17 protein-coding genes and 1 pseudogene are annotated in these 19,563 nt (G+C 72.1%); 12 read left to right on the forward strand and 6 right to left on the reverse strand.

Going from position 1 to position 19,563, the window contains the following annotated elements; genetic code table 11:
* Window positions 1–314: 314 nt before the first annotated feature.
* Window positions 315–662: a DUF6204 family protein gene (locus AB0915_RS16010; protein WP_366691664.1), complete on the reverse strand. Its 348-nt coding sequence runs from the start codon at window positions 660–662 to the stop codon at window positions 315–317.
* Between the two features lie 66 nt (window positions 663–728).
* Here AB0915_RS16010 and AB0915_RS16015 point away from each other — a divergent pair.
* From AB0915_RS16015 to AB0915_RS16025, 3 genes and pseudogenes are all read left to right on the forward strand, one after another.
* Window positions 729–878: pseudogene (locus AB0915_RS16015) on the forward strand (arginase family protein); the annotation flags it as partial.
* Window positions 879–1,091: 213 nt separating this feature from the next.
* Window positions 1,092–3,062: a DUF5107 domain-containing protein gene (locus tag AB0915_RS16020; RefSeq protein WP_366691665.1), complete on the forward strand. Its 1,971-nt coding sequence runs from the start codon at window positions 1,092–1,094 to the stop codon at window positions 3,060–3,062.
* Between the two features lie 28 nt (window positions 3,063–3,090).
* Window positions 3,091–3,633, forward strand: a complete 543-nt coding sequence (locus tag AB0915_RS16025; protein ID WP_366691666.1) for an AAA family ATPase — start codon at window positions 3,091–3,093, stop codon at window positions 3,631–3,633.
* A 27-nt stretch (window positions 3,634–3,660) separates the two neighbouring features.
* Here AB0915_RS16025 and AB0915_RS16030 read toward each other — a convergent pair whose 3' ends face one another.
* A complete protein-coding gene (locus AB0915_RS16030; protein WP_366691667.1) occupies window positions 3,661–4,014 on the reverse strand; it encodes a VOC family protein in 354 nt (117 codons plus the stop codon).
* A 66-nt stretch (window positions 4,015–4,080) separates the two neighbouring features.
* A complete protein-coding gene (locus tag AB0915_RS16035; RefSeq protein ID WP_366691668.1) occupies window positions 4,081–4,890 on the reverse strand; it encodes a methyltransferase domain-containing protein in 810 nt (269 codons plus the stop codon).
* 429 nt (window positions 4,891–5,319) lie between these two features.
* Here AB0915_RS16035 and AB0915_RS16040 point away from each other — a divergent pair, with 429 nt between their 5' ends.
* The 3 genes from AB0915_RS16040 to AB0915_RS16050 all read left to right on the forward strand — a co-directional run bounded on the left by AB0915_RS16040 (window position 5,320) and on the right by AB0915_RS16050 (window position 8,639).
* The gene (locus AB0915_RS16040) at window positions 5,320–5,910 is read left to right on the forward strand and encodes a TIGR03086 family metal-binding protein (protein WP_366691669.1); all 591 of its coding nucleotides are present in this window, start codon (window positions 5,320–5,322) and stop codon (window positions 5,908–5,910) included.
* 252 nt (window positions 5,911–6,162) lie between these two features.
* The gene (locus AB0915_RS16045; protein WP_366691670.1) at window positions 6,163–7,431 is read left to right on the forward strand and encodes an aminotransferase class I/II-fold pyridoxal phosphate-dependent enzyme; all 1,269 of its coding nucleotides are present in this window, start codon (window positions 6,163–6,165) and stop codon (window positions 7,429–7,431) included.
* Window positions 7,432–7,532: 101 nt separating this feature from the next.
* Entirely contained in the window at window positions 7,533–8,639 is a 1,107-nt protein-coding gene (locus tag AB0915_RS16050) for an MBL fold metallo-hydrolase (RefSeq protein ID WP_366691671.1), read from the forward strand.
* On the opposite strand, the gene AB0915_RS16055 is transcribed toward AB0915_RS16050, so the two are convergent.
* The 3 genes from AB0915_RS16055 to AB0915_RS16065 all read right to left on the reverse strand — a co-directional run bounded on the left by AB0915_RS16055 (window position 8,629) and on the right by AB0915_RS16065 (window position 11,316).
* Window positions 8,629–9,249: a VTT domain-containing protein gene (locus AB0915_RS16055; protein ID WP_366691672.1), complete on the reverse strand. Its 621-nt coding sequence runs from the start codon at window positions 9,247–9,249 to the stop codon at window positions 8,629–8,631. The two genes, AB0915_RS16050 and AB0915_RS16055, sit on opposite strands and share 11 nt — an antisense overlap.
* Window positions 9,246–10,028 (reverse strand): MBL fold metallo-hydrolase, encoded by a 783-nt coding sequence (locus AB0915_RS16060; protein WP_366691673.1) that lies wholly within the window; start codon window positions 10,026–10,028, stop codon window positions 9,246–9,248. The genes AB0915_RS16055 and AB0915_RS16060 overlap by 4 nt, the downstream gene beginning before the upstream one ends.
* A 103-nt stretch (window positions 10,029–10,131) precedes the next feature.
* The gene (locus tag AB0915_RS16065; RefSeq protein WP_366691674.1) at window positions 10,132–11,316 is read right to left on the reverse strand and encodes a helix-turn-helix domain-containing protein; all 1,185 of its coding nucleotides are present in this window, start codon (window positions 11,314–11,316) and stop codon (window positions 10,132–10,134) included.
* Window positions 11,317–11,477: 161 nt separating this feature from the next.
* Between AB0915_RS16065 and AB0915_RS16070 the strand changes: the two genes are divergently transcribed.
* The 6 genes from AB0915_RS16070 to AB0915_RS16095 all read left to right on the forward strand — a co-directional run bounded on the left by AB0915_RS16070 (window position 11,478) and on the right by AB0915_RS16095 (window position 19,514).
* Window positions 11,478–12,917 carry a gamma-aminobutyraldehyde dehydrogenase gene (locus tag AB0915_RS16070; RefSeq protein ID WP_366691675.1) on the forward strand — a complete coding sequence of 480 codons (1,440 nt, stop codon included), beginning with the start codon at window positions 11,478–11,480 and terminating at the stop codon, window positions 12,915–12,917.
* Between the two features lie 150 nt (window positions 12,918–13,067).
* The gene (locus tag AB0915_RS16075; RefSeq protein ID WP_366691676.1) at window positions 13,068–13,472 is read left to right on the forward strand and encodes a hypothetical protein; all 405 of its coding nucleotides are present in this window, start codon (window positions 13,068–13,070) and stop codon (window positions 13,470–13,472) included.
* Between the two features lie 98 nt (window positions 13,473–13,570).
* Window positions 13,571–15,694, forward strand: coding sequence for an alkaline phosphatase family protein (locus AB0915_RS16080; protein ID WP_366691677.1), 2,124 nt, complete (start codon window positions 13,571–13,573; stop codon window positions 15,692–15,694).
* Between the two features lie 27 nt (window positions 15,695–15,721).
* Window positions 15,722–17,836 carry an NAD-dependent DNA ligase LigA gene (gene ligA / locus AB0915_RS16085; protein WP_366691678.1) on the forward strand — a complete coding sequence of 705 codons (2,115 nt, stop codon included), beginning with the start codon at window positions 15,722–15,724 and terminating at the stop codon, window positions 17,834–17,836.
* 155 nt (window positions 17,837–17,991) lie between these two features.
* Window positions 17,992–18,816, forward strand: coding sequence for a rod shape-determining protein (locus tag AB0915_RS16090; RefSeq protein ID WP_366691714.1), 825 nt, complete (start codon window positions 17,992–17,994; stop codon window positions 18,814–18,816).
* Window positions 18,817–18,989: 173 nt separating this feature from the next.
* Window positions 18,990–19,514, forward strand: coding sequence for a hypothetical protein (locus AB0915_RS16095; RefSeq protein WP_366691679.1), 525 nt, complete (start codon window positions 18,990–18,992; stop codon window positions 19,512–19,514).
* The last annotated feature ends 49 nt before the right edge of the window (window positions 19,515–19,563 follow it).

Below are 19,563 nucleotides of genomic sequence, written 5' to 3' on the forward strand. Positions count from 1 at the left end.
GCCCAGTATCGGGGCGACCCTCCGCCTTGCGATCGCACGCACCAGACGCCGCCAGGCCCGCCCTACGGGCGGACGACGCTCCTTTCGAAACACGCCCTAGTACTGCAACCGCACCTACTGCATCATCGCAGGTCAGATGGGAGGTGTGGCTGCCTTTCCATGCGGACGGTCCGCCAGGGCGCGGGCCGCTCACAGAGGGCGGCCAGTGCCGCGGACCCGCAGGCCGGCGGGGTGCACATCTGATCTCCCGTCAGCTTCTGGCGGTTGTCGCGCCCTGTCCGACCTGCGGCGATTCTGCGAGTGCGGTTGCAGTACTAGCCCGCCGCGCGCCGCCCCTTGTAGTTGATCTTCATGGTGTCCATGTCCGTGGCGGTGGAGCGCAGTTCGCGGAAGCCGTAGCCGTACTCCTTCAGCGCCGTCTCCGCCCGGTCCTCGGCGATCGCCGACGCCATCTCCTCGCCGTCCGCGGCGTCCGACACGACCACATACCGGAAGCTGAAGTGCTTGAGCACCGCGTCGTAGGTGAGTGAACCCTCCTCGGTGAACTGCATCGCCGCCAGGCCGTGCTGCTCGACCTCGGCCAGCAGCCGGGCGCGTGCCTCGTCCGTGAGGCCGTCAAAGGTGCCGCGCACGATCACTCGGTAGGTGTGCTGGGTGCCCATCGTGTCCTGCCGCCTTCATCGCATGAGTCGTTGGGGATCAAGGCTACGACGGCGAGGATGCACGGCATGCGGAATATTGCCGTCGTCGACGCCCCGTCCAGCCTCGGGCTGCGGCCGCAGGCTCCCGGCACCGTACCCGGCTGCTACCAGCCGGCCGGTGCACTGCGCGAGCAGCGGATCGTGCAGCGGCTCGGGGCGCTGGAGGGCGGCGTCGTCCGCTCGCCACGCTGTGTCGGCCTCGACGTCACGGTGTACGACCCCGATCTCAACCCGGACGGCACCGCCGGAGTACTGCACGCCGACCTGCTGGTGGCGGCTTTTGCCGAAGTCTGACGGCTGCGCCCCTGGTCGGGGCGGCTTCCAGCGTGTTCCATGGTCATCGGGGGGCGCCCGGACCTGCGGCGGCCCGCGCGAGGGAGCGAGGTTGCCTTGGCCACGACCGTACGACGTGCCGTACTGACTCTGCCCGCCGCACCGCTGGGCCCGGAGAACCCACTGCCGGCGCTGCGGCCGCTCGACGAGATGCATGTCGTCGACGACCGGGCCCGCGCAGGACTGCCGCGTGACATGGCACGGCAGATCGGCTACGAGCCGCTGGGCACCGTCCTGCCGGTCCGCATCCTCGACGGGTACGGGCGCGAGCGCACGCCCACCGGCCTGGACGCGATCATCATCGAGAACGACCGGCTGCGGGCCACCGTCCTGCCCGGGCTCGGCGGCCGGATCCACTCCCTCCACCACAAGCCGACCGGCCGCGAACTGCTCTACACCAACCCCGTCCTGCAGCCCGCCGACTTCGCGCTCAACGGCGCCTGGTTCTCCGGCGGCATCGAGTGGAACATCGGCGCCACGGGTCACACCACGCTGTCCTGCGCCCCGGTGCATGCCGCCCGTGTCGCTGCCCCCGACGGCGGCGAGATGGTCCGGCTCTGGGAGTGGGAGCGACTGCGCGACCTCCCGTTCCAGGTGGATCTGTGGTTGCCGGAGGACTCCGACTTCCTCCATGTCGGCGTACGGATACGCAACCCGCACGAGCACACCGCGCCCGTCTACTGGTGGTCCAACATCGCCGTCCCGGAAGGCGAACGCACCCGGATCCTGGCCCCTGCCGACGAGGCCTGGCACTTCGGTTACGAACGGACACTGACCCGGGTTCCCGTCCCGGAGACCGGTTCCGTCGACCGTACGTACCCGCTGCTCAGCGACTTCCCCGCCGACTACTTCTACGAAGTGCCCGAAGGCGCCCGCCGCTGGATCGCCTCCCTCGACGCCGAGGGCCAGGGCCTCGTCCAGACCTCCACCGACCTGCTGCGCGGCCGCAAGCTCTTCGTCTGGGGCAACGGGTCCGGCGGACGCCGCTGGCAGCAGTGGCTCACCGAACCCGGCACCGTCGGCTACGCGGAGATCCAGGCCGGACTGGCCCGCACCCAGCTGGAGCACATCCCGCTCGAACCCGGCGCCGAGTTCAGCTGGCTGGAGTCCTACGGGCCGCTGTCCGCGGACCCCCGGGTCGTGCACGGAGACGACTGGACCGCGGCTCGTGCCGAGACCGCACAACGGCTGGCCGAGGCGCTGCCGTGGGCCGACGTCGATGACGCGTACGCGGCCTGGCGCCCGTACGCCGACACAGAGCCCGGCGAGTCCCTCGCCACCGGCTCCGGCTGGGGCGCCCTCGAAGTCCGGCGCGCCGGATACAAGCTCCCCGGCACGCCGTTCGCCGAGTCCACCCTGGGCGAGCAGCAGGCGCCCTGGCTGCACCTGCTCGACCGGGGCGGCTTTCCCGAACCGCGCCGCGTCGCGCCGCCAGGACCGTCGCTGGTCTCCGCGCACTGGCGCGACATGCTGGAGACGGCAGCCGCAGAACCCCTCACCGAGTACCACCTCGGCGTCGCCCAGTGGCACGCCGGCGACCGCGCCCAGGCGGTCCGCAGCTGGGAACGCGGTCTCGCCCTCGCTCCGTCCCGCTGGCCGCTGCTGCGCTGCCTGGCCGTCGCCGCCCAGGAGGGCGGCCAGCGCGACCGGGCGGCCGACCTCTATACCGAGGCGTTCGGCGACCTGCGCGCGGAGGCCCGGGACGACGGCGATGACTGGACGGCAGCCACCACCGCTCTCGGCCGCGAGGCGATCGAGGCGCTGCTGGCGGCCGGGCGGACCGAGGACGCCCGGACGGTCTGGACCGGGCTGCGCCCGGCGATCCAGCAGCGTGGCCGGTTCCGCCTGCTGGAGGCCCGACTCCTGCTGGCCGAGGGAGACCGCGCTGCCGCCCGTGCCGTCTTCGACGGGGGCTTCGAGGTCGCGGACCTGCGGGAGGGGGCGGAGATCCTGGACGAGGCGTGGTCGGCGCTCACCGACGAGCCGCTGCCCGATGTGTACAACTACCGGATGCGTCCGAAGAGTTGACCGTACGCACCGAGGAGGGGGGCGGCGTGTGATCGTCTGGGTGAACGGGGCGTTCGGCAGCGGCAAGACCACACTGGTGACCGAACTGCGCCGGCGGTGGCCCGAGGCCCTCGTCTACGATCCCGAGCAGATCGGTTACGTCCTGCGGGACATCGTGGAGGTGCCGAAGGGCAACTTCCAGCATCTGCCGCTGTGGCGAAGGCAGGTCGCCTCGATGGCCGTCGGGCTGATCGAGGAGTACGGGCGGCCCGTCCTGGCCCCGATGACCGTCGTGGATCCGCAGTACGCGGACGAGATCTTCGGAGCCCTGGAAGCAGCTGGAGTGAGAGTCCATCACTTCTTCCTCAAGGTGCCCGCCGATGTCCTGGAGCAACGGCTCGATGCCCGGGTCGTCGCGCCGGACGACCCCGTACGCGACGAGGCCGCCCGGCGGTGGTGCAAGGCGCAGATCGCGCAGTGCGTGGCCGTGGTCGACACACTGCGGGCCGGGACGGTGCTCCTGGACGGCGAGCGGCCCACGAGCGAACTGGCGGACGAGGTGCTGACGCACGTGGGCACGGAGTCGCAGTAAGAGGCGCCGCGACCGGAACCTGCCCGGTCAGACGGGCAGGTTCCGGTCGACGTACTCGAAGACCGAGCCGTCCGGATGGACGGCGATCAGGTTCCGGCCGACCGGAGTCGGCACCGGGCCCGCGACGATCCGGGCGCCGACCCGGACGAGGGCCTCGTGGGCGTAGTCGACATTCTTCACCGCGATCGTCGCTGTCACCTTGCGCAGGATCTCAAGCTCCGACTCGGGGCCGCTCATCAGCAGAAAGCAGCTGATCGCGGCGACCGAGACCCCGCCGCGCTCGAAGCGCAGCGCCGAACTGGCCGTGAGGTCCTCGTAGAAGGCGACCGCGGCCTCCAGGTCATCGACGCAGATACGCAGCGTGGTTCCCAGAATTTCCATGCGGAACAGGGTAGTTGGCAGGTCGGGCCCATGTGATCGATTCCACCTGCCGGTCACTGGCCGGTGTCAGGCGCGGCAGAGTACCTCGCCGTGCGGGACCATGAACCATGCGTCGGCCTGCTCGCCCCAGGTGCGCCAGGCCGCCGCGATGTCGGTCAGCTGTTCGGCGGTCGCGTGGCCGCCGTCCACGGCCAGCTTCGCGTACACCGAGGCGACCGTGCGGTCCGCCCACAGGCCGCTCCACCAGGCGCGGTTCTCCGGCGTGGCGTAACACCAGGTGGCGGCTGACGGGGCGATGTCGGTGAAGCCGGCCTGCCGGGCCCAGGAGAGCAGTCGCCGGCCCGCGTCCGGCTCGCCGCCGTTGGCGCGGGCCACTCGCCCGTACAGCTCCTGCCACGCGTCCATGACGGGCATGTCCGGGTACCAGGTCATCGCCGCGTAGTCGCTGTCGCGGGCCGCGACGATGCCGCCGGGACGGCAGACCCGCCTCATCTCGCCCAGTGCCTGCACCGGGTCGCCCACGTGCTGCAACACCTGGTGGGCGTGCACCACATCGAAGGAGTCGTCGGGGAAGTCCAGGGAGTGCACATCGGCAATGGTGAACTCGACGTTGTCCAGGCCGCGTTCGCCGGCGACCTCGGCGGCCTGGTCCAGGATCTCGGGGGTGGTGTCGACGGCGGTCACCCTCCCGGGGGCGACCAGTGCCGCCAGATCCGCGGTGATGGTGCCGGGACCGCAGCCGACGTCCAGCACCGCCATGCCGGGCCGGAGTTCGCCGATCAGATAGGCCGCGGAGTTGGCGGCAGTGCGCCAGCGGTGCGAGCGCAGCACCGATTCGTGGTGGCCGTGGGTGTAGACGGCGGTCTCCTTCGGCATGGCTGTGCGTCCTCTCTCGGAGCGTGATGCGAAGCGCTGAGCGATGCGCCAACCGTACGCCGGAATGTCGGATGGTGAGATAGGTGTCTTGATATTTGGAAAAGCGGGCGATGACTCACGCAGGCGCCGGACAGTGGACGGTCAGTGCCTCCGGCAGCTTGTCAATCGTCAACTCCGGCTGTTTGTAAGACACTTCGCCGTCGTATGCGTAAGGAGTTCCCGGGGTCGGGCCGGCGGTCCGTACCTGCGCGAGGCCGTACCACCGCATGAACCGATGCTCACGCCCTAGGAGGGTGAGAGTCCCGCCGGGGAACATCGCGAGCGGCACACCGTGCGCGGCGGCGACACGGGAGTGCGCGTACCCCTTTCGGCCGGGCCGAAGCATCAGGCGCGCTCGCGCGCGGCTCTCCGGACGGAGACAGTGGTCACATGTCACCTCACTCCTCTTCCGACCGCGACCTGCTCGACCGCCACTCCGAGGCGCTCCAGCTCTTCACGGACCGGGTGCACACCGTGCGCGACGACCAGTGGTCCGCGCCGACGCCGTGCACCGAGTGGTCCGTCCGAGATCTGGTCGCCCATCTCACGTCCGAGCAGCTGTGGGTCCCGCCGCTGGTCACGGAAGGGCGTACGGTCGCCGAGGTCGGTGACGCCTACGACGGCGATGTGCTGGGCGACGACCCCGTTGCCGTCTGGGACCGTGCGGCGGCAGGGGCGCGCGAGGCGTTCGCGGCACCGTGCGCGTTCAGGCGGACCGTGAACCTGTCGTACGGGGACACCGCCGCCGACGCGTACTGCGCCCAGATGGTGAGCGACGCGGTGGTGCACTCCTGGGACCTGGCCCGGGCGATCGGTGCCGACGAGCGGCTGCCGGAAGATCTGGTCGCGTTCACGCGGCGCGAGGTCGAACCGTACGCGAAGGGGCTTTCGCAGACCGGTCTGTTCGCCCCGGCTGTCAGGACCGAGAAGGACGCCGACCCGCAGACCCAGCTGCTCGCACTCCTCGGGCGGCGGGTCTGACAACGAGGCCGTAAACGGGTCCCATCGGCGTATCGGCAGGGTATTGGACCGGGTCCCGGTTCGGGTTCCCCGCTGAGGTCGAACCCCCGCTCGGACGGTCCGGCCGTGACCTTGGGGCGGCGCACCGGCGACTCTGCCGGGCGGGCGGTGTCGCTCAAACCTCCGTATAAAGGGCCCTGTGAACGAGACGGCACAAGGCACGGCGAGCCGGAGCCGGCCAGGGTGACGGAGCGGCAGTGAAGGAGACCCGGGATGGCGCAGGAGCGGACCGAGCGGTCCGGGCCGGGAGGGGATGCCGGGCGTGCCCCGTGGACCCCTCGGGAGGATCGGGGGCCCGTACGCTACGGGCCGCCCGCCCCCGATCCGGGGCTGCCCGTGCTGCCCGAGCTGGCCGGTGTGGTCGCTGCGGCAGCCGGGCGCAGCGAGCCCGAACCGACCGGTGGCAGCGAACCCCTGCGCGAGGCGGCCGCCGCCTACTGGACCCGGCGGGGGCTGCGCGGCGGACCGGAGTGCGTCGCCGCCGCCCCCGGCGCCTCGCCGCTGCTGCTCGCCCTGATCGCCGCGCACGGAGGTGACGTCCTCACGCCGCGCCCCTGTCCCGCCACCTGGATCCCGCAGGCCCGGCTGCTCGGCCGGCCCGCCTACCATGTGCCGACCCCGGCCGAGTGCGGCGGCGTGCCCGACCCGTACGCACTGCTGGAGACCGTACGAAGGGTGCGTGCCGAAGGCGGCCGGCCCCGGCTGCTGCTGATCTCCGTCGTCGACGACCCGACCGCCACCGTCGCCCCACCGGAACTCGTCCGCGAGGCGTGCGAGGCAGCCGTCGCCGAGGGGATGCACATCGTCAGCGACGAGACCTGGCGCGACACTCTCCACCGCCCCCACGACACGGTCCTGCTCAGCCCGGCCGAGATGTGCCCCGACGACGTCACCGTCGTCTGCGATCTGGCCGGGGCGTTGACCCCGTCCGCCTGGCCGGTCGCGGTCGCCAGATTCCCGGACACCGAACGGGCGGCGGTGCGGCACGCTCGTACCCTCGACATCCTCACCGCCCTGGGCGCCCTCGTCGCGGGCCCGGTCGCCGCCGCGGCCGCCCACGCGCTGAGCGAACCGGAGGCCGTCACAGCCCGGGTCCGCCGGGCCGCCGCGCTGCAGGCGCAGGTCGCCGCCGCGGCCCACCGGGCGGTGCTCGCCGCGGGCGCGCTGGCCCGGCCCCCACAGGCGGGCCGCCATCTCTACGCCGACCTGGGGCCGCTCCGGGCCCGGCTGGCCACCCGCGGCGTCACGGACTCCCTGGAACTGGAGGAGTACCTCACCGAACGCCTCGGCGCGCCCACCCCCGGCGGCCACCGCTTCGGGGACGAACTGGGCGCGCTGCGGGTGCGGCTGGGCACCGGACCGCTGCTCGGATCAACCCCGGAGCAGCAGATGGAGTCCCTCACTGCGGTGGAGCCCCTGAAATTGCCGCATGTCGCCCGAGCGCTGAGCATTTTCGGAACAGCCCTCGACGAACTCCGATGACGAACCGAACTCCGATGACGTACGCGCCGATGTGCCGACGACGCACGGGCATACGTGAGCGCTGACGTACCGACGACGCCTTCCGGGACGGGAGTCCTTCGATGACGGAACAGACCGAGCGCTCCGATGCCGGGGCCGCGCCTTCGGCCCCCCTCGGCGAGATCGTCTCGCCGCGCCCCCTCGGTGAGGTGCGGGTCTGGCCCGCCGGCTTCGCCGACCGGCTCACCGCGCCGCTCCCGGGTGTCAGGGGCATGCCCAGACTGGCCCGTGAGCGCGCCATGCGGCCCAATACGGAGGGGCTGCGCGGCATCCACCGGCTGCCGTACGCCCCCGAACCGCTGCCCGCCACCGACGCGGGCACGACCTCCGTCACCTGGGCCGGGCATGCCAGCTGGATCATCCGCACCGGCGGGCTGACCATCCTCACCGACCCCGTCTGGTCCCGCCGTATCCTCGGCACACCCGCCAGGATCACGCCCGTCGGTGTCCGCTGGGAGGACCTGCCGCCCGTCGACGCGGTCGTCATCAGCCACAACCACTACGACCATCTCGACGCCCCCACCCTGCGCAGGCTGCCGCGCGACACTCCGCTGTTCGTCCCCGCCGGGCTCGGCCAGTGGTGCCGTCGCCGCGGCTTCTCCTGCGTCACCGAGCTCGACTGGTGGGAGTCGGCGGTGCTGCGCGGCGTCCGCTTCGACTTCGTGCCCTCCCACCACTGGTCCAAGCGGACCCTCACCGACACCTGCCGCTCACTGTGGGGCGGCTGGGTCGTCCACGCCATCGATGGCGGCGACCGGCCGCGGGTCTACTTCGCCGGGGACAGCGGCTACGGGCACTGGTTCACGGAGATCGGCCGCCGCCACCCCGGGATCGACCTGGCCCTGCTGCCGATCGGGGCCTACGAACCGCGCTGGTGGCTCGGCGACGTGCACACCGACCCGGAAGAGGCCGTGCAGGCGTACGAGGATCTCGGCGCCCGCGCGATGGCGCCGATGCACTGGGCTACGTTCCTGCTCTCCGCGGAGCCCGTACTCGAACCGCTCACCCGGCTCCGTACCGCCTGGCAGCGCGCCGGACATCCGCGCGAACACCTGTGGGACCTGCCGATCGGTGGTTCCCGGCTGCTGGACGGGACCCGCGCCCGGCAGACACCCCGCACCCCGCAGAGGCACCGCACCCCGCACACCCCCCGGGGCATCAGTGGCTGAACCGGGCCCGCATCCTGCGCCACACCGCGGGAGAACCACTGATCAGCAGTGTCAGACCGACCGCCGCGACCACGCCCTGCCACGGCTTCGGGAACAGCGAACCGCCCAGAATGCCGATCAGCTGATACGTCGCCGCCCACGCCAGACAGGCCGGTATGTCCCCACGCGCGAACCTCCGCAGCGGCATGCGCCCCAGCAGACACGCCAGCATCACCGGAATCCGCCCGGCCGGCACCAGCCGCGACAGCACCAGCACCACCGCGCCGTGCTCGTCCAGCTTCTGCTGAGCCTGCGCAAGCTGCTCCGGCGCCGCCCGGTCCCTGATCGCCCGCAGCCACTTCGAGCCGTTCTTCGACCGCACCCCGCGCTGCCCCAGCCAGTACAGACAGATGTCCCCGAGGAACGCCGCCGCCGACGCCACCCCGAACACCACCAGCAGCGCGAACGGGTCCGCCTGGTGGAACGCCACCACGGCCGCCGAACTCACCAGCGCCCCCGTCGGCACCACCGGCACCAGTGCACCCAGCGCCACCAGCAGGAACAGGGACGGATAGCCGACAGCCTGCTGCGTCGACTCAGGGGGCAGTTGCCCCACGACCTCCGGGATCACCTGGCGGCCTCCGGCCGCACATGCTCGCCGTGAGTCAGCCGGTGCACCGCCACGTCCGGCGCCAGCAGCGCCGCCTTCCGGACGAACTCGTCACCCGGTGAGTGGAACTCGTGTGGCCGGACCCCGTCCATTCCGATCGGCCAGTACGTGCCGTAGTGCACCGGCACGGCCGAGCGCGGCGCCAGCCGGGCCAGCGCCTGCGCGGCCCGGCCCGCGTCCAGGTGGGTGCGGCCCAGATACGGGCCCCAGCCGCCGACCGGCAGCAGCGCCACATCCACCGGGCCGACCGCCTCCGCCATTCCGTCGAACAGCCCGGTGTCCCCGGCGAAGTAGGTGCGGGCCTCGCCCTCGACGACATAGCCCAGGGCGGGGGAGCGGTGCGGGCCCACCGGGAGCCGCCGGCCGTCGTGCCGCGCGGGGACGGCCCGTACCAGAAGCTCACCCACGCGCACCTCGTCCCCCGCCGCCACCTCGGTGATCCGCAGCCCGCGCACGCTGCGCAGCATCCGCAGCCCCGGTACGGAACGGACGGCGCCCACCGGCACGATCAGCCGGGTGCCGGGGGCGAGACGGGCCAGTGACGGCAGATGCAGGTGGTCGGAGTGCAGATGGGAGACGAGAACGACGTCCGCGACGGCGGCCTCGGGGCCCGGCAGCGCACCCCGGCGACGGCGCAGATGCGCGAAGCGGCGTACGAAGAGGGGGTCGGTCAGGACGCGGACTCCGGAGTCCGCGATGGTGCAGGTGGCATGACCCCACCAGGTGACTTCCACCGGCACCGTCTGTCTCCCGTCCGTCGTGGCTCGCTGTTCCGGTCCCTTGAGCGTAGTGCCGGAGCGGGTGGGGACGGATGCGTCCGGCCGCTGGACCGGAGAGGCGCGCTCAGTCCGTCAGCCCCAGCGCCCCCGCTGCCTGGATCGCCAGCCAGACCTCCGCCAGCGCTCCCGTCGACGCCAGATCGCGGTCGGCCAGCGCGCCGAATCGCCGCAGCCGGTACGTCAGGGTGTTCGGATGGATGTGGAGCGCGGCCGCCGCCGCATCCGTGCGGCGGTCGCGCTCCATCCAGGTGCGGGCGGAGACCAGCAGCTGCGAGTCGTGCGCCTCGTCGTAGCGCAGCACCTCACCGAGGACATGCTCGACCAGTGCGGTCAGGACCGCCGGGTCGTCGGGCAGCCAGCGGCCCATGGAATCGTCCCCGTAACGGATGACCGGGCGGCCCGACTCGACGGCCTTCGAGACCGCCCAGAGCGCCTCGCGCTGCGCGACCCGCAGCGCCGCGCCCGGCAGGAACGGGCGGCTCATCCCGGCCGCCACGCCCGGCAGCCCGCCGATCTCCACGGCCAGCTTCGGTGCCCCGAGGACATAGCGGTCCTCGCCCCGGGTGAGCAGCAGATGCGGTTGGTCCTGGAGGCAGCGCAGCAGCGCCTCGTCCGTGGTCTGCCGGACCACGAGGAGCACGGTGTCGTCCTCGATCGCATGCCGGGCGAGCCTGCGCCGTGCCGCTTCCGGGTCAAGGACCTCCTGCAGCAGCTCGGCGAGGGTCTCCGCGCCCTCGCGGCGCAGCGTCTCGCGCTCGTTGCGCACCATCGCCACCCGCAGCGCCGCCACGGTGGCGATGTGCTGGACGACGGCGAGTCCGGCGGGCTGGGCACCTTCCCGCTCGTACGCGACCAGGAACCCGGCCGGGCCGCCGGGCGCCGGCACGGGCAGCACGAATCCGCCGGGGACGGTCGGCGGGGCGTCGACCGAGTCGGGCAGGACGCCCGGATCGGGCACCGGTACGCCCGGCAGGAGGGGGCGCCCCTGCGGCGTACAGAGGTACACCTCGTACCCCGAGAGGCGTTCGAGGCGGCGCAGCAGCGTGGGCGTGTCGAGATCCTCGGCGACCAGCCAGCGCAGCGAACCGAAGACCTGCAGCTGGGCGCCGAGTCGGTGCCGGGCATCCTCCTGGACGGATGCGGCGACCTCCTGGGCCACCGCGATGAAGGGGACGGCGAGCGGGACCTCGAGGACCGGGAAGCCCCGCTCCTCGGCTGCCCGGAAGAACGCGTCGTGCAGCGGGGGCATGTGCAGCTGCGCCGAGGACGGCAGCTGGCCAGCCGTCCACGAGCACCTGTCCGCCCGCACCACCGGCTGACGGCACCGTCACGCCGGACGTTCGCCCGCACCACCGGGTGACCACGAGCACCACCCGTACCGCCGCCCGACCACTGAGAAAGACCGGTTCCATGAGCATCACGTTCCGCAACTACATCGACGGCGCCTTCGCGGACGCCTCGGACGGCCGCACGCTCGATGTCGTGGACCCCAGCACCGGTGAGGTCTACGCCACCTCACCGCTCTCCGGGGCCGCGGACGTCGACGCGGCGATGGCGGCCGCCGCCGCCGCGTTCCCCGTCTGGCGCGACACCACCCCGTCCGTGCGCCAGCTGGCCCTGCTGAAGATCGCCGACGCGATGGAGGCGCGCACAGACGAACTGGTCGCCGCGGAGAGCCGGGACACCGGCAAGCCGCTCCACCTGACCCGCAGCGAGGAACTGGCTCCCGCCATCGACCAGGTCCGCTTCTTCGCGGGTGCGGCGCGGATGCTCGAAGGCCGATCGGCCGGTGAGTACATGGAGGGGATGACCTCGATCATCCGCCGCGAGCCGGTCGGCGTCTGCGCCCAGGTCGCACCGTGGAACTACCCCCTCCTCATGGCGGTCTGGAAGTTCGCGCCCGCGCTCGCCGCAGGCAACGCCGTGGTCCTCAAGCCCTCGGACACCACCCCGGCCTCCACCGTGCTCATCGCCGAGATCATCGGCGGCGTACTGGAGGAGCTGGAGCTGCCCCGCGGCATCTTCAACGTCATCTGCGGCGACCGTGAGACCGGCAGGATGATGGTCGAGCACCCCACCCCGGCGATGGCGTCCATCACCGGTTCGGTCCGGGCCGGCATCCAGGTCGCGCAGAGGGCCGCCAAGGACGTCAAGCGCGTCCACCTGGAGCTCGGCGGCAAGGCCCCGGCCGTCGTCTTCGAGGACGCCGACCTGGAGAAGGCGGTCGAGGACCTGATCGTCGGCGGCTTCTTCAACGCCGGCCAGGACTGCACTGCCGCGACCCGCGTCCTGGTCCACGAGTCCGTCCACGACGCGTTCGTCGCCGCCCTCGCCAAGGCCGCTGCCGACACCAGGACCGGGCAGCCGGACGACGAGGACGTGCTCTACGGCCCGCTCAACAACGCGGGTCAGCTCGCCCAGGTCAGCGGCTTCATCGACCGCCTCCCCGCCCACGCCAGGGTCGAGGCGGGCGGCCACCGGGTCGGCGACAAGGGCTACTTCTACGCCCCGACCGTCGTCTCCGGTCTGCGGCAGGACGACGAGATCGTCCAGAACGAGGTCTTCGGACCCGTCATGACCGTCCAGTCGTTCACGGACGAGGCCCAGGCCGTGGAGTACGCGAACGGCGTCGACTACGCCCTCGCCTCCTCCGTATGGACCAAGGACCACGCACGGGCGATGCGGATGTCCAAGAACCTCGACTTCGGCTGCGTCTGGATCAACACGCACATGGCGCTCGTCGCCGAGATGCCGCACGGCGGCTACAAGCAGTCGGGCTACGGCAAGGACCTCTCCGCGTACGGCTTCGAGGACTACACGCGCATCAAGCACGTCATGACCTCGCTCTGACACCCCCTCCATGCGCCCCCGCCCCGGGTCCCGCCCGGCGCCGGGGGCACATGTGTGTCCGGCACGCACCCCTCCCGCCCTGACATACGCCTTTTTGTACGGGAGCCGGAGGGGTAGGGTCCCCCGTACGCCTAGCACGGGGGGACGCCCATGGAGGACGTACGGGTGGCGGCCATCGCCAGCCTCACGCCGCTGGAGGAGCTCGACAGCGACCCGTTCCTCGTGGACACACGCAGCCAGCACGCCATGTGCGCCCGCTGGGCCGCAGACAAGGGCTATGTCGTCACGCGGCAGTTGCGGTTCTACGGACTGCGCCCCGACCACCACGCTCTGTGGGCGGATGTCGACGACGGCGATGTCGAACTCTTCGTGGCGCCCAACGACCGGGTGCTCGCCCGGGCACTCACCTCGGTGCCGGAGTTCGTCGCGGAGTGCGAGCGGCGAGGCGTACGCCTGGAGTTCGCCGGTTTCGACGAGCCGTCGTACAGCTCCCGTACGAAGGCGAGCGTGCACCGCAGGCTCTCCATGCCGACCGCCGGATACGACGGCTGCTGACCGTCGCCCGCCCCGGGCTCCGTGCCGTGCGAACCTGCTGTGAAAAGCTGAGGGTGGGGTCCGGAAGGGCAGGGCCCGGACGTGTGAGGTGGGACGGCGTGGTTGACGGGCGATGGCGTACGGCCGGCAGCGCCCTGATGCGAGTGATCATGGTGTGGGGCGTCTCGACCCTCACCATGCTGATACTCGCCGGGATTCTGCCCGACTTCCAGCTCCAGTCGGACAACGGCGACAGCTTCACCAAGATCGCGTTCACCGCTGCCTGGGGCGCCGGTGCGTTCGGTCTGCTCTCCGCGCTGGTCTGGCCGGTCCTCGTGCGGGCGCTGCTCATCGTGCCCGCCTTCGTCCTCGGGATGCTGGTCTTCTTCCTCAACGGTTCGCTGCTGCTCGTCGCCCTGCGGCTCATCCCGGACGGGCGCGGCGCAGTCAACCCGGAGACCGCGGTCGTCGTCGCCGCCGTGATGTCCGCCGTCGCCTCCGCGACCTCCACCGCACTCGCCGTCCGCGACGACAACGCCTACCGCCGCAGGCTCTCCCGCCTCGCCGACCGGCGCCGCCGTCGCAGCGGCGGGGACGGCGGCCGCAGCGGACCGCCGGGCACGGTCTTCATCCAGCTCGACGGCGTCGGCCACGACGTCCTCGCGCGGTCAGCCGCGGGCGGTCTGATGCCCACCGTCGCCGACTGGCTCGCCGATGGGTCGGGCCACCGGCTCACCCCGTGGCGCACCGACTGGTCCAGCCAGACCGGCGCCAGCCAGCTGGGCATCCTGCACGGCAGCAACTTCGACATCCCAGCCTTCCGCTGGTACGAGAAGGAGACCGGCGACGTCATGGTCTCCAGCAGACCCGCGAGCGCCCTCGAACTGCAGCGTCGCGCCATCGTGCGCACCCGTGACGGCGGGCTGCTCACCCTCGACGGCGCCAGCCGCGGAAACCTCTTCAGCGGCGGCGCCGACCAGCTCGCCCTCGTCCTGTCGATGGCTGCCCGGCGTGGCAAGGGGCGCCGCTCCCGGGCCGGTTACTTCGCGTATTTCTCCGACCCGGCCAACGCCGTCCGTACCGCCCTGTCGTTCGTTGCCGAGGTCGGCCGGGAGATCGGCCAGTCGACCCGGGCGCGGATCCGGAAGGACGCACCCCGGATCAAGCGCGGCGGGCTCTACCCCCTCATCCGTGCCTTCGCGACCGTCGTCGAGCGTGACGTGGTGGTCGCGGCGCTCATCGGGGACATGTTCGCCGGACGCACCGCCGTCTACGCCGACCTCGTCGCGTACGACGAAGTGGCGCACCACTCCGGGCCCCACAGCCGCGACGCGGACAAGGTCCTTGCGCGCCTGGACCGTTCCCTCGCCCTGATCGTCAAGGTCGCCGAACACACCCCTCGCCGCTACCGGATCGTGTTGCTCTCCGACCACGGACAGAGCCCGGGGGAGACCTTCGCCGGGGCGTACGGGCTGACGCTCAAGGACCTGGTGCGGGCGGGCTGCGGGCTGCCCGTGCCCCGGCGGGCGCAGCGTACGAAGAGCGGCTCGGAGGCGCGGGATGCGGTACGGATCGCCCTGCACCGGCCCGTCGAGGAAGGAGAGGCGGAACTCCCCGCGACCCCGTCCGACCCGGTCGTCCTCGCCTCCGGCAACCTCGGTCTGATCTCCTTCCCCGACATCGGTGGGCGCGCGACCCGCGAACAGCTCGACCGCCGCCATCCCGCGCTGCTGAGCACCCTCGCCAACCACCCCGGCATCGGCTTCCTGCTGGTCCGCAGCGAGCTGCACGGATCGGTGGTGCTGGGGCGTGGCGGCGCACAGACACCGGTGTCGGAACTGACGGACGGGGAAGGCCTGCTGGAGCCGTTCGGCCCGGGCGCGGCGGACGCGGTGCGGCGCACCGACACCTTCCCGCATGTCGCCGATGTGATGGTCAACTCGATGTACGACCCCGCCACGGGTTGTGTGCACGCCTTCGAGGAACAGATCGGCTCCCACGGCGGGCTGGGAGGTGAGCAGTCCCGGCCGTTCCTGCTCCACCCGCGCACCATGTCGGAGCCGGTGACCTCCCGCATATCGGCGGGGCCGGGTGCGGACGGTGCGGAGCTGGTGGGGGCCGAGCAGGTGCACGAGGTGCTGCGCCGCTGGCTGAGGGAGTGTTCCGGACCGCAGGTACCGCTGACTTCGGACGACGCCGATGGTTCCGGCAGGGCGGACGGGACAGCGGCAGAGGCCGGCTGAGGGGCATTGTCAGTGGTGGACGGCAGGATGGTGCCCATGACGAACTCAGCTGTTGTGCTCGCCGATGCCGCCTCCTACGCCGCCGCGGTAGAAGAAGCGTCGGCGGCCGCCGCCGCGTACTACGCCGCGGGCGAGAGCACGCTCGACGACGACGCGTACGACCGGCTGGTGCGCGGGATCGCCGCATATGAGGAGGAGCACCCGCAGGACGTGCTGGCCGCCTCGCCGACCGGCAAGGTGGCCGGCGGCGCCGCTGGCGGGGACGTACCGCACACGGTGCCGATGCTCTCCCTGGACAACGTGTTCTCCGCCGAGCAGTTCGCCACCTGGACGGCGTCCCTGGAGCGCCGGATCGGCAGACCGGTCGCCGCGTGGAGCGTGGAGCCCAAGCTCGACGGGCTGGCGGTCGCCGCCCGCTACCGGTCGGGTCGCCTGGAGCGCCTGATCACCCGGGGCGACGGCACAGCGGGCGAGGACGTGTCGCATGCGGTCGGCACCGTCGTCGGGCTCCCGGAGCAGCTCGGCGAGCCGGTGACGATAGAGGTCCGCGGCGAGATCCTGATGACGAACGAGCAGTTCGAACAGGCCAACACGGCCCGCACCGAGCACGGCGGCGCCCCCTTCGCCAACCCGAGGAACGGCGCGGCGGGTACCCTCCGCGCCAAGGACCGCCCCTACACGGTCGAGATGACGTTCTTCGCGTACGGCGCCCTGCCGCTGCCCGAGTCCGGCGAGCTCACCGACACGCTGGCCGGACTCCCGCACAGCGAAGTCCTCAGGTACGTCGCCGGGCTCGGCGTGCACACCGCGGCCGACACGGACGTGGCGCCGCGCACCGTCACCACGGTCGAGGAGGTGCAGGCCCGGGTCGAGGAAATCGCCGCGCTGCGTGCCTCGTTGCCGTTCGGCATCGACGGCATCGTGATCAAGGCCGATCTCGCGGCCGACCAGCGCGAGGCCGGTTCTGGCACCCGGGCGCCGCGCTGGGCCATCGCGTACAAGCTCCCGGCCGTCGAGAAGGTCACCCGGCTCCTCGGCGTCGAGTGGAACGTCGGCAGGACCGGCATCATCGCCCCGCGCGCGGTACTGGAACCCGTCGAGATCGACGGATCGACGGTGAGTTACGCCACGCTGCACAACCCCGCCGACATCACCCGCCGCGATCTGCGCCTGGGCGACCGGGTGATGGTCTACAAGGCCGGCGACATCATCCCCCGCATCGAGGCGCCGGTCGCCCATCTGCGGACCGGCGACGAGCAGCCCATCGTCTTCCCCGAGACATGTCCGCAGTGCGGTTCCGAGATCGACACGAGCGAGCAGCGCTGGCGCTGTGTCCGGGGCCGCGACTGCCGCCTCGTCGCCTCCATCTCGTATGCGGCGGGCCGCGACCAGCTCGACATCGAGGGCCTCGGCGCGACCCGTGTCGTCCAGCTCGTCGATGCCGGGCTGGTCACCGACTTCGCCGATCTCTTCACGATCGAACGCGAGCAGTTGCTCGGCCTGGAGCGGATGGGCGAGACGAGCACCGACAACCTCCTGGCCGCCATTGAGACGGCGCGTACCCGCCCCCTCTCCCGGGTCTTCTGCGCCCTGGGCGTACGAGGCACGGGGCGTTCCATGTCGCGGCGTATCGCCCGCTACTTCGCCAGCATGGACCGGATCCGCGCCGCCGACGTCGATACGCTCCAGCAGGTCGACGGCATCGGCAAGGAGAAGGCGGCCGGGGTGGTCGCGGAACTGGTCGAGCTCGCCCCGCTGATCGAGAAGCTGGTCGCCGCCGGAGTCACCATGGTGGAGCCCGGCGCGACGCCGCCGCCGGAGCCGGGCGAGGAGCGCACGGACGCGGCTGCCGCCATCGCGGACGGCGAGACGGCGGCCGAACGGCCGCTGGACGGAATGACCGTGGTCGTCACCGGGGCCATGACCGGGGCGTTGGAGAAGCTCTCCCGGAACCAGATGAACGAGCTGATCGAGCGGGCCGGCGGGATGTCCTCGTCCAGCGTCTCCAAGCGCACCACGCTGCTCGTCGCCGGCGAGAAGGCCGGGTCGAAGCGCACCAAGGCGGAGGACCTCGGCGTGCGGATCGCCGCGCCGGACGAGTTCGCCGAACTGATCGCCGAGTTTCTGCCGTCGGCGGTGTGAGGGGCTCACACGCGGGCGCGCCGAGCCCTTGGATTTTGCCTGAGAGTGGCTTTCTTTGCCTTCTTATTGCATAGTGAGGGCTCGGTCATGCCTCGCTATCGGCGAGCCGACGAGTGTGTGAACGGCTGCTGCGGCAGGCCGGGGGATGAGGGATGATGCATTCTCCGCACGACGGACTGCGACACGGCCGGTCCGTCCGCAAGGGATACCGCGGTGTCACCCGCGGACTCGCCCTCGACCTCGGCAGTTCCCGCACGCGCGCCTGGGTCCCCGGACTCGGCATCGTCACCGACGCCGAGTCCACCGGCGATCCCGAGGGTGGGTGCGGCCACGGCCGTCCGGTCCGGCGCGGGCGCATCGTCGACCCCGAGTCCTGCGGCCGGATGCTCAGCCGCATCGCCGACACGGCACTGGGTGCCGACCGCAGCGAGACCCTGATCGTCCTCAGCCACCCGGTCCTCGCCGGGCCCGAACACCGCGCCGAGGCGCGGGAGCTCCTTGCCGCACTCGGGCCGACGAGCGTCATCGTGCTGAACAGCGCCAGGGCCGCCGCCGCATACGCCGGGCCGCAGGACGGCGGCCCGCTGCTCGTCGTCGACATCGGCGCCGAGCTGACCGAGGTCACCCTCCTGGTCGACGGAATGGTCCGGGACGCCCGCGAGGCCGAGACCGGACTCAGCGACCTCGGACCCGCCGAGCCGCCCATCGCCGTCGTCCGCACCGCACTGGACATGATCATGGAGATGTGGCAGCAGGACCGGCACGGCGCGGTCCTCGGAGCCCTGCGCAAGGGACCGTTGCTCGCCGGAGGCGGTGCCCTGCGCCCCGACATCACCAACCGGATCGCCGTCCGCCTCGGGGTTCCGGTGCGGCTCGCCGACGACCCGGCCACCACGGTGGTCCGCGGCGCGGGGCTGATCCTCAGCTCCGCGCTCCGGCACGCCGCCACGGCACCGGCCCTGCCCGGCCCGGCGAGGTGACCCCCTTCCCGGGGCCGCCCCCGGGGAACACACCCCCGAGAGGGCGACCGGACAGCCCGGCACACGGCACGGTGCGCCGAGGGCGCGCGACAGCGGCCCGTCAGGCCCTAGGGCGTGTTTCGAAAGGAGCGTCGTCCGCCCGTAGGGCGAGCCCGACAACGCAGCGAGCGTGCGTGCCAGGCGTCGCCAGGCAGGCGGGACTTTCGAAACACGCCCTGGTCCTACTCCTCCTCGCCGTGCTCACCGTCGTCGGCGGCGCGTCCGCGGCCGTCGCGGCCGCCGGAGCCGTCACCCCGCCACGCTCCCTGTCCGGTCCGTCGCCCGCCGCCGCGCACACGGCCGTCGTTCCGCCGTCCGCCCAGCACACCGACCGGACCGCCCGCCCCGGCCACCCGCACGACACCCGGCAGATCCGCACGGCCCCGGCGACCGGCCACGAACGCACAGTGCTCCCGGCCGTTCCCCGCCCCTGGGTCGCCACCGACCACATCCGCATCCAGCACCAGCTCCCGCCGCCCGTCCCCGGCGGCGCCCTGCTGCCGGGGACGCCCGGCATCCTCGTACCCCTTCTGGCTCGGCAATGGGCCCCGGACACCCCCTCCTTCGCAGCTGATCCCCTCCGCGTCGCGCTCCCCGGCGTACGCGGCCCTCCGAGGACGGACCGTTTCCCCGGTCACCGTTCTGCTCGACAGACCTGACGCCGTGTCCTCGCCGAGGCGATTGCGGCCGGCGTCCCTCTCGGAGGAT

Origin of the sequence: Streptomyces sp. NPDC048411, from assembly GCF_040704695.1 — a bacterium.
Classification (GTDB): Bacteria; Actinomycetota; Actinomycetes; order Streptomycetales; family Streptomycetaceae; genus Streptomyces.

Excerpts from the sequence above, each read along its gene's own strand:
- AB0915_RS16045 (WP_366691670.1), top strand. The coding sequence starts at position 6,163 with ATGGCGCAGGAGCGGACCGAGCGGTCCGGGCCGGGAGGGGATGCCGGG.
- AB0915_RS16075 (WP_366691676.1), top strand. The coding sequence starts at position 13,068 with ATGGAGGACGTACGGGTGGCGGCCATCGCCAGCCTCACGCCGCTGGAG.
- AB0915_RS16035 (WP_366691668.1), bottom strand. The coding sequence starts at position 4,890 with ATGCCGAAGGAGACCGCCGTCTACACCCACGGCCACCACGAATCGGTG.
- AB0915_RS16070 (WP_366691675.1), top strand. The coding sequence starts at position 11,478 with ATGAGCATCACGTTCCGCAACTACATCGACGGCGCCTTCGCGGACGCC.
- AB0915_RS16090 (WP_366691714.1), top strand. The coding sequence starts at position 17,992 with ATGCATTCTCCGCACGACGGACTGCGACACGGCCGGTCCGTCCGCAAG.
- AB0915_RS16065 (WP_366691674.1), bottom strand. The coding sequence starts at position 11,316 with ATGCCCCCGCTGCACGACGCGTTCTTCCGGGCAGCCGAGGAGCGGGGC.
- AB0915_RS16040 (WP_366691669.1), top strand. The coding sequence starts at position 5,320 with ATGTCACCTCACTCCTCTTCCGACCGCGACCTGCTCGACCGCCACTCC.
- AB0915_RS16030 (WP_366691667.1), bottom strand. The coding sequence starts at position 4,014 with ATGGAAATTCTGGGAACCACGCTGCGTATCTGCGTCGATGACCTGGAG.
- AB0915_RS16010 (WP_366691664.1), bottom strand. The coding sequence starts at position 662 with ATGGGCACCCAGCACACCTACCGAGTGATCGTGCGCGGCACCTTTGAC.
- AB0915_RS16050 (WP_366691671.1), top strand. The coding sequence starts at position 7,533 with ATGACGGAACAGACCGAGCGCTCCGATGCCGGGGCCGCGCCTTCGGCC.
- ligA (WP_366691678.1), top strand. The coding sequence starts at position 15,722 with ATGGTGCCCATGACGAACTCAGCTGTTGTGCTCGCCGATGCCGCCTCC.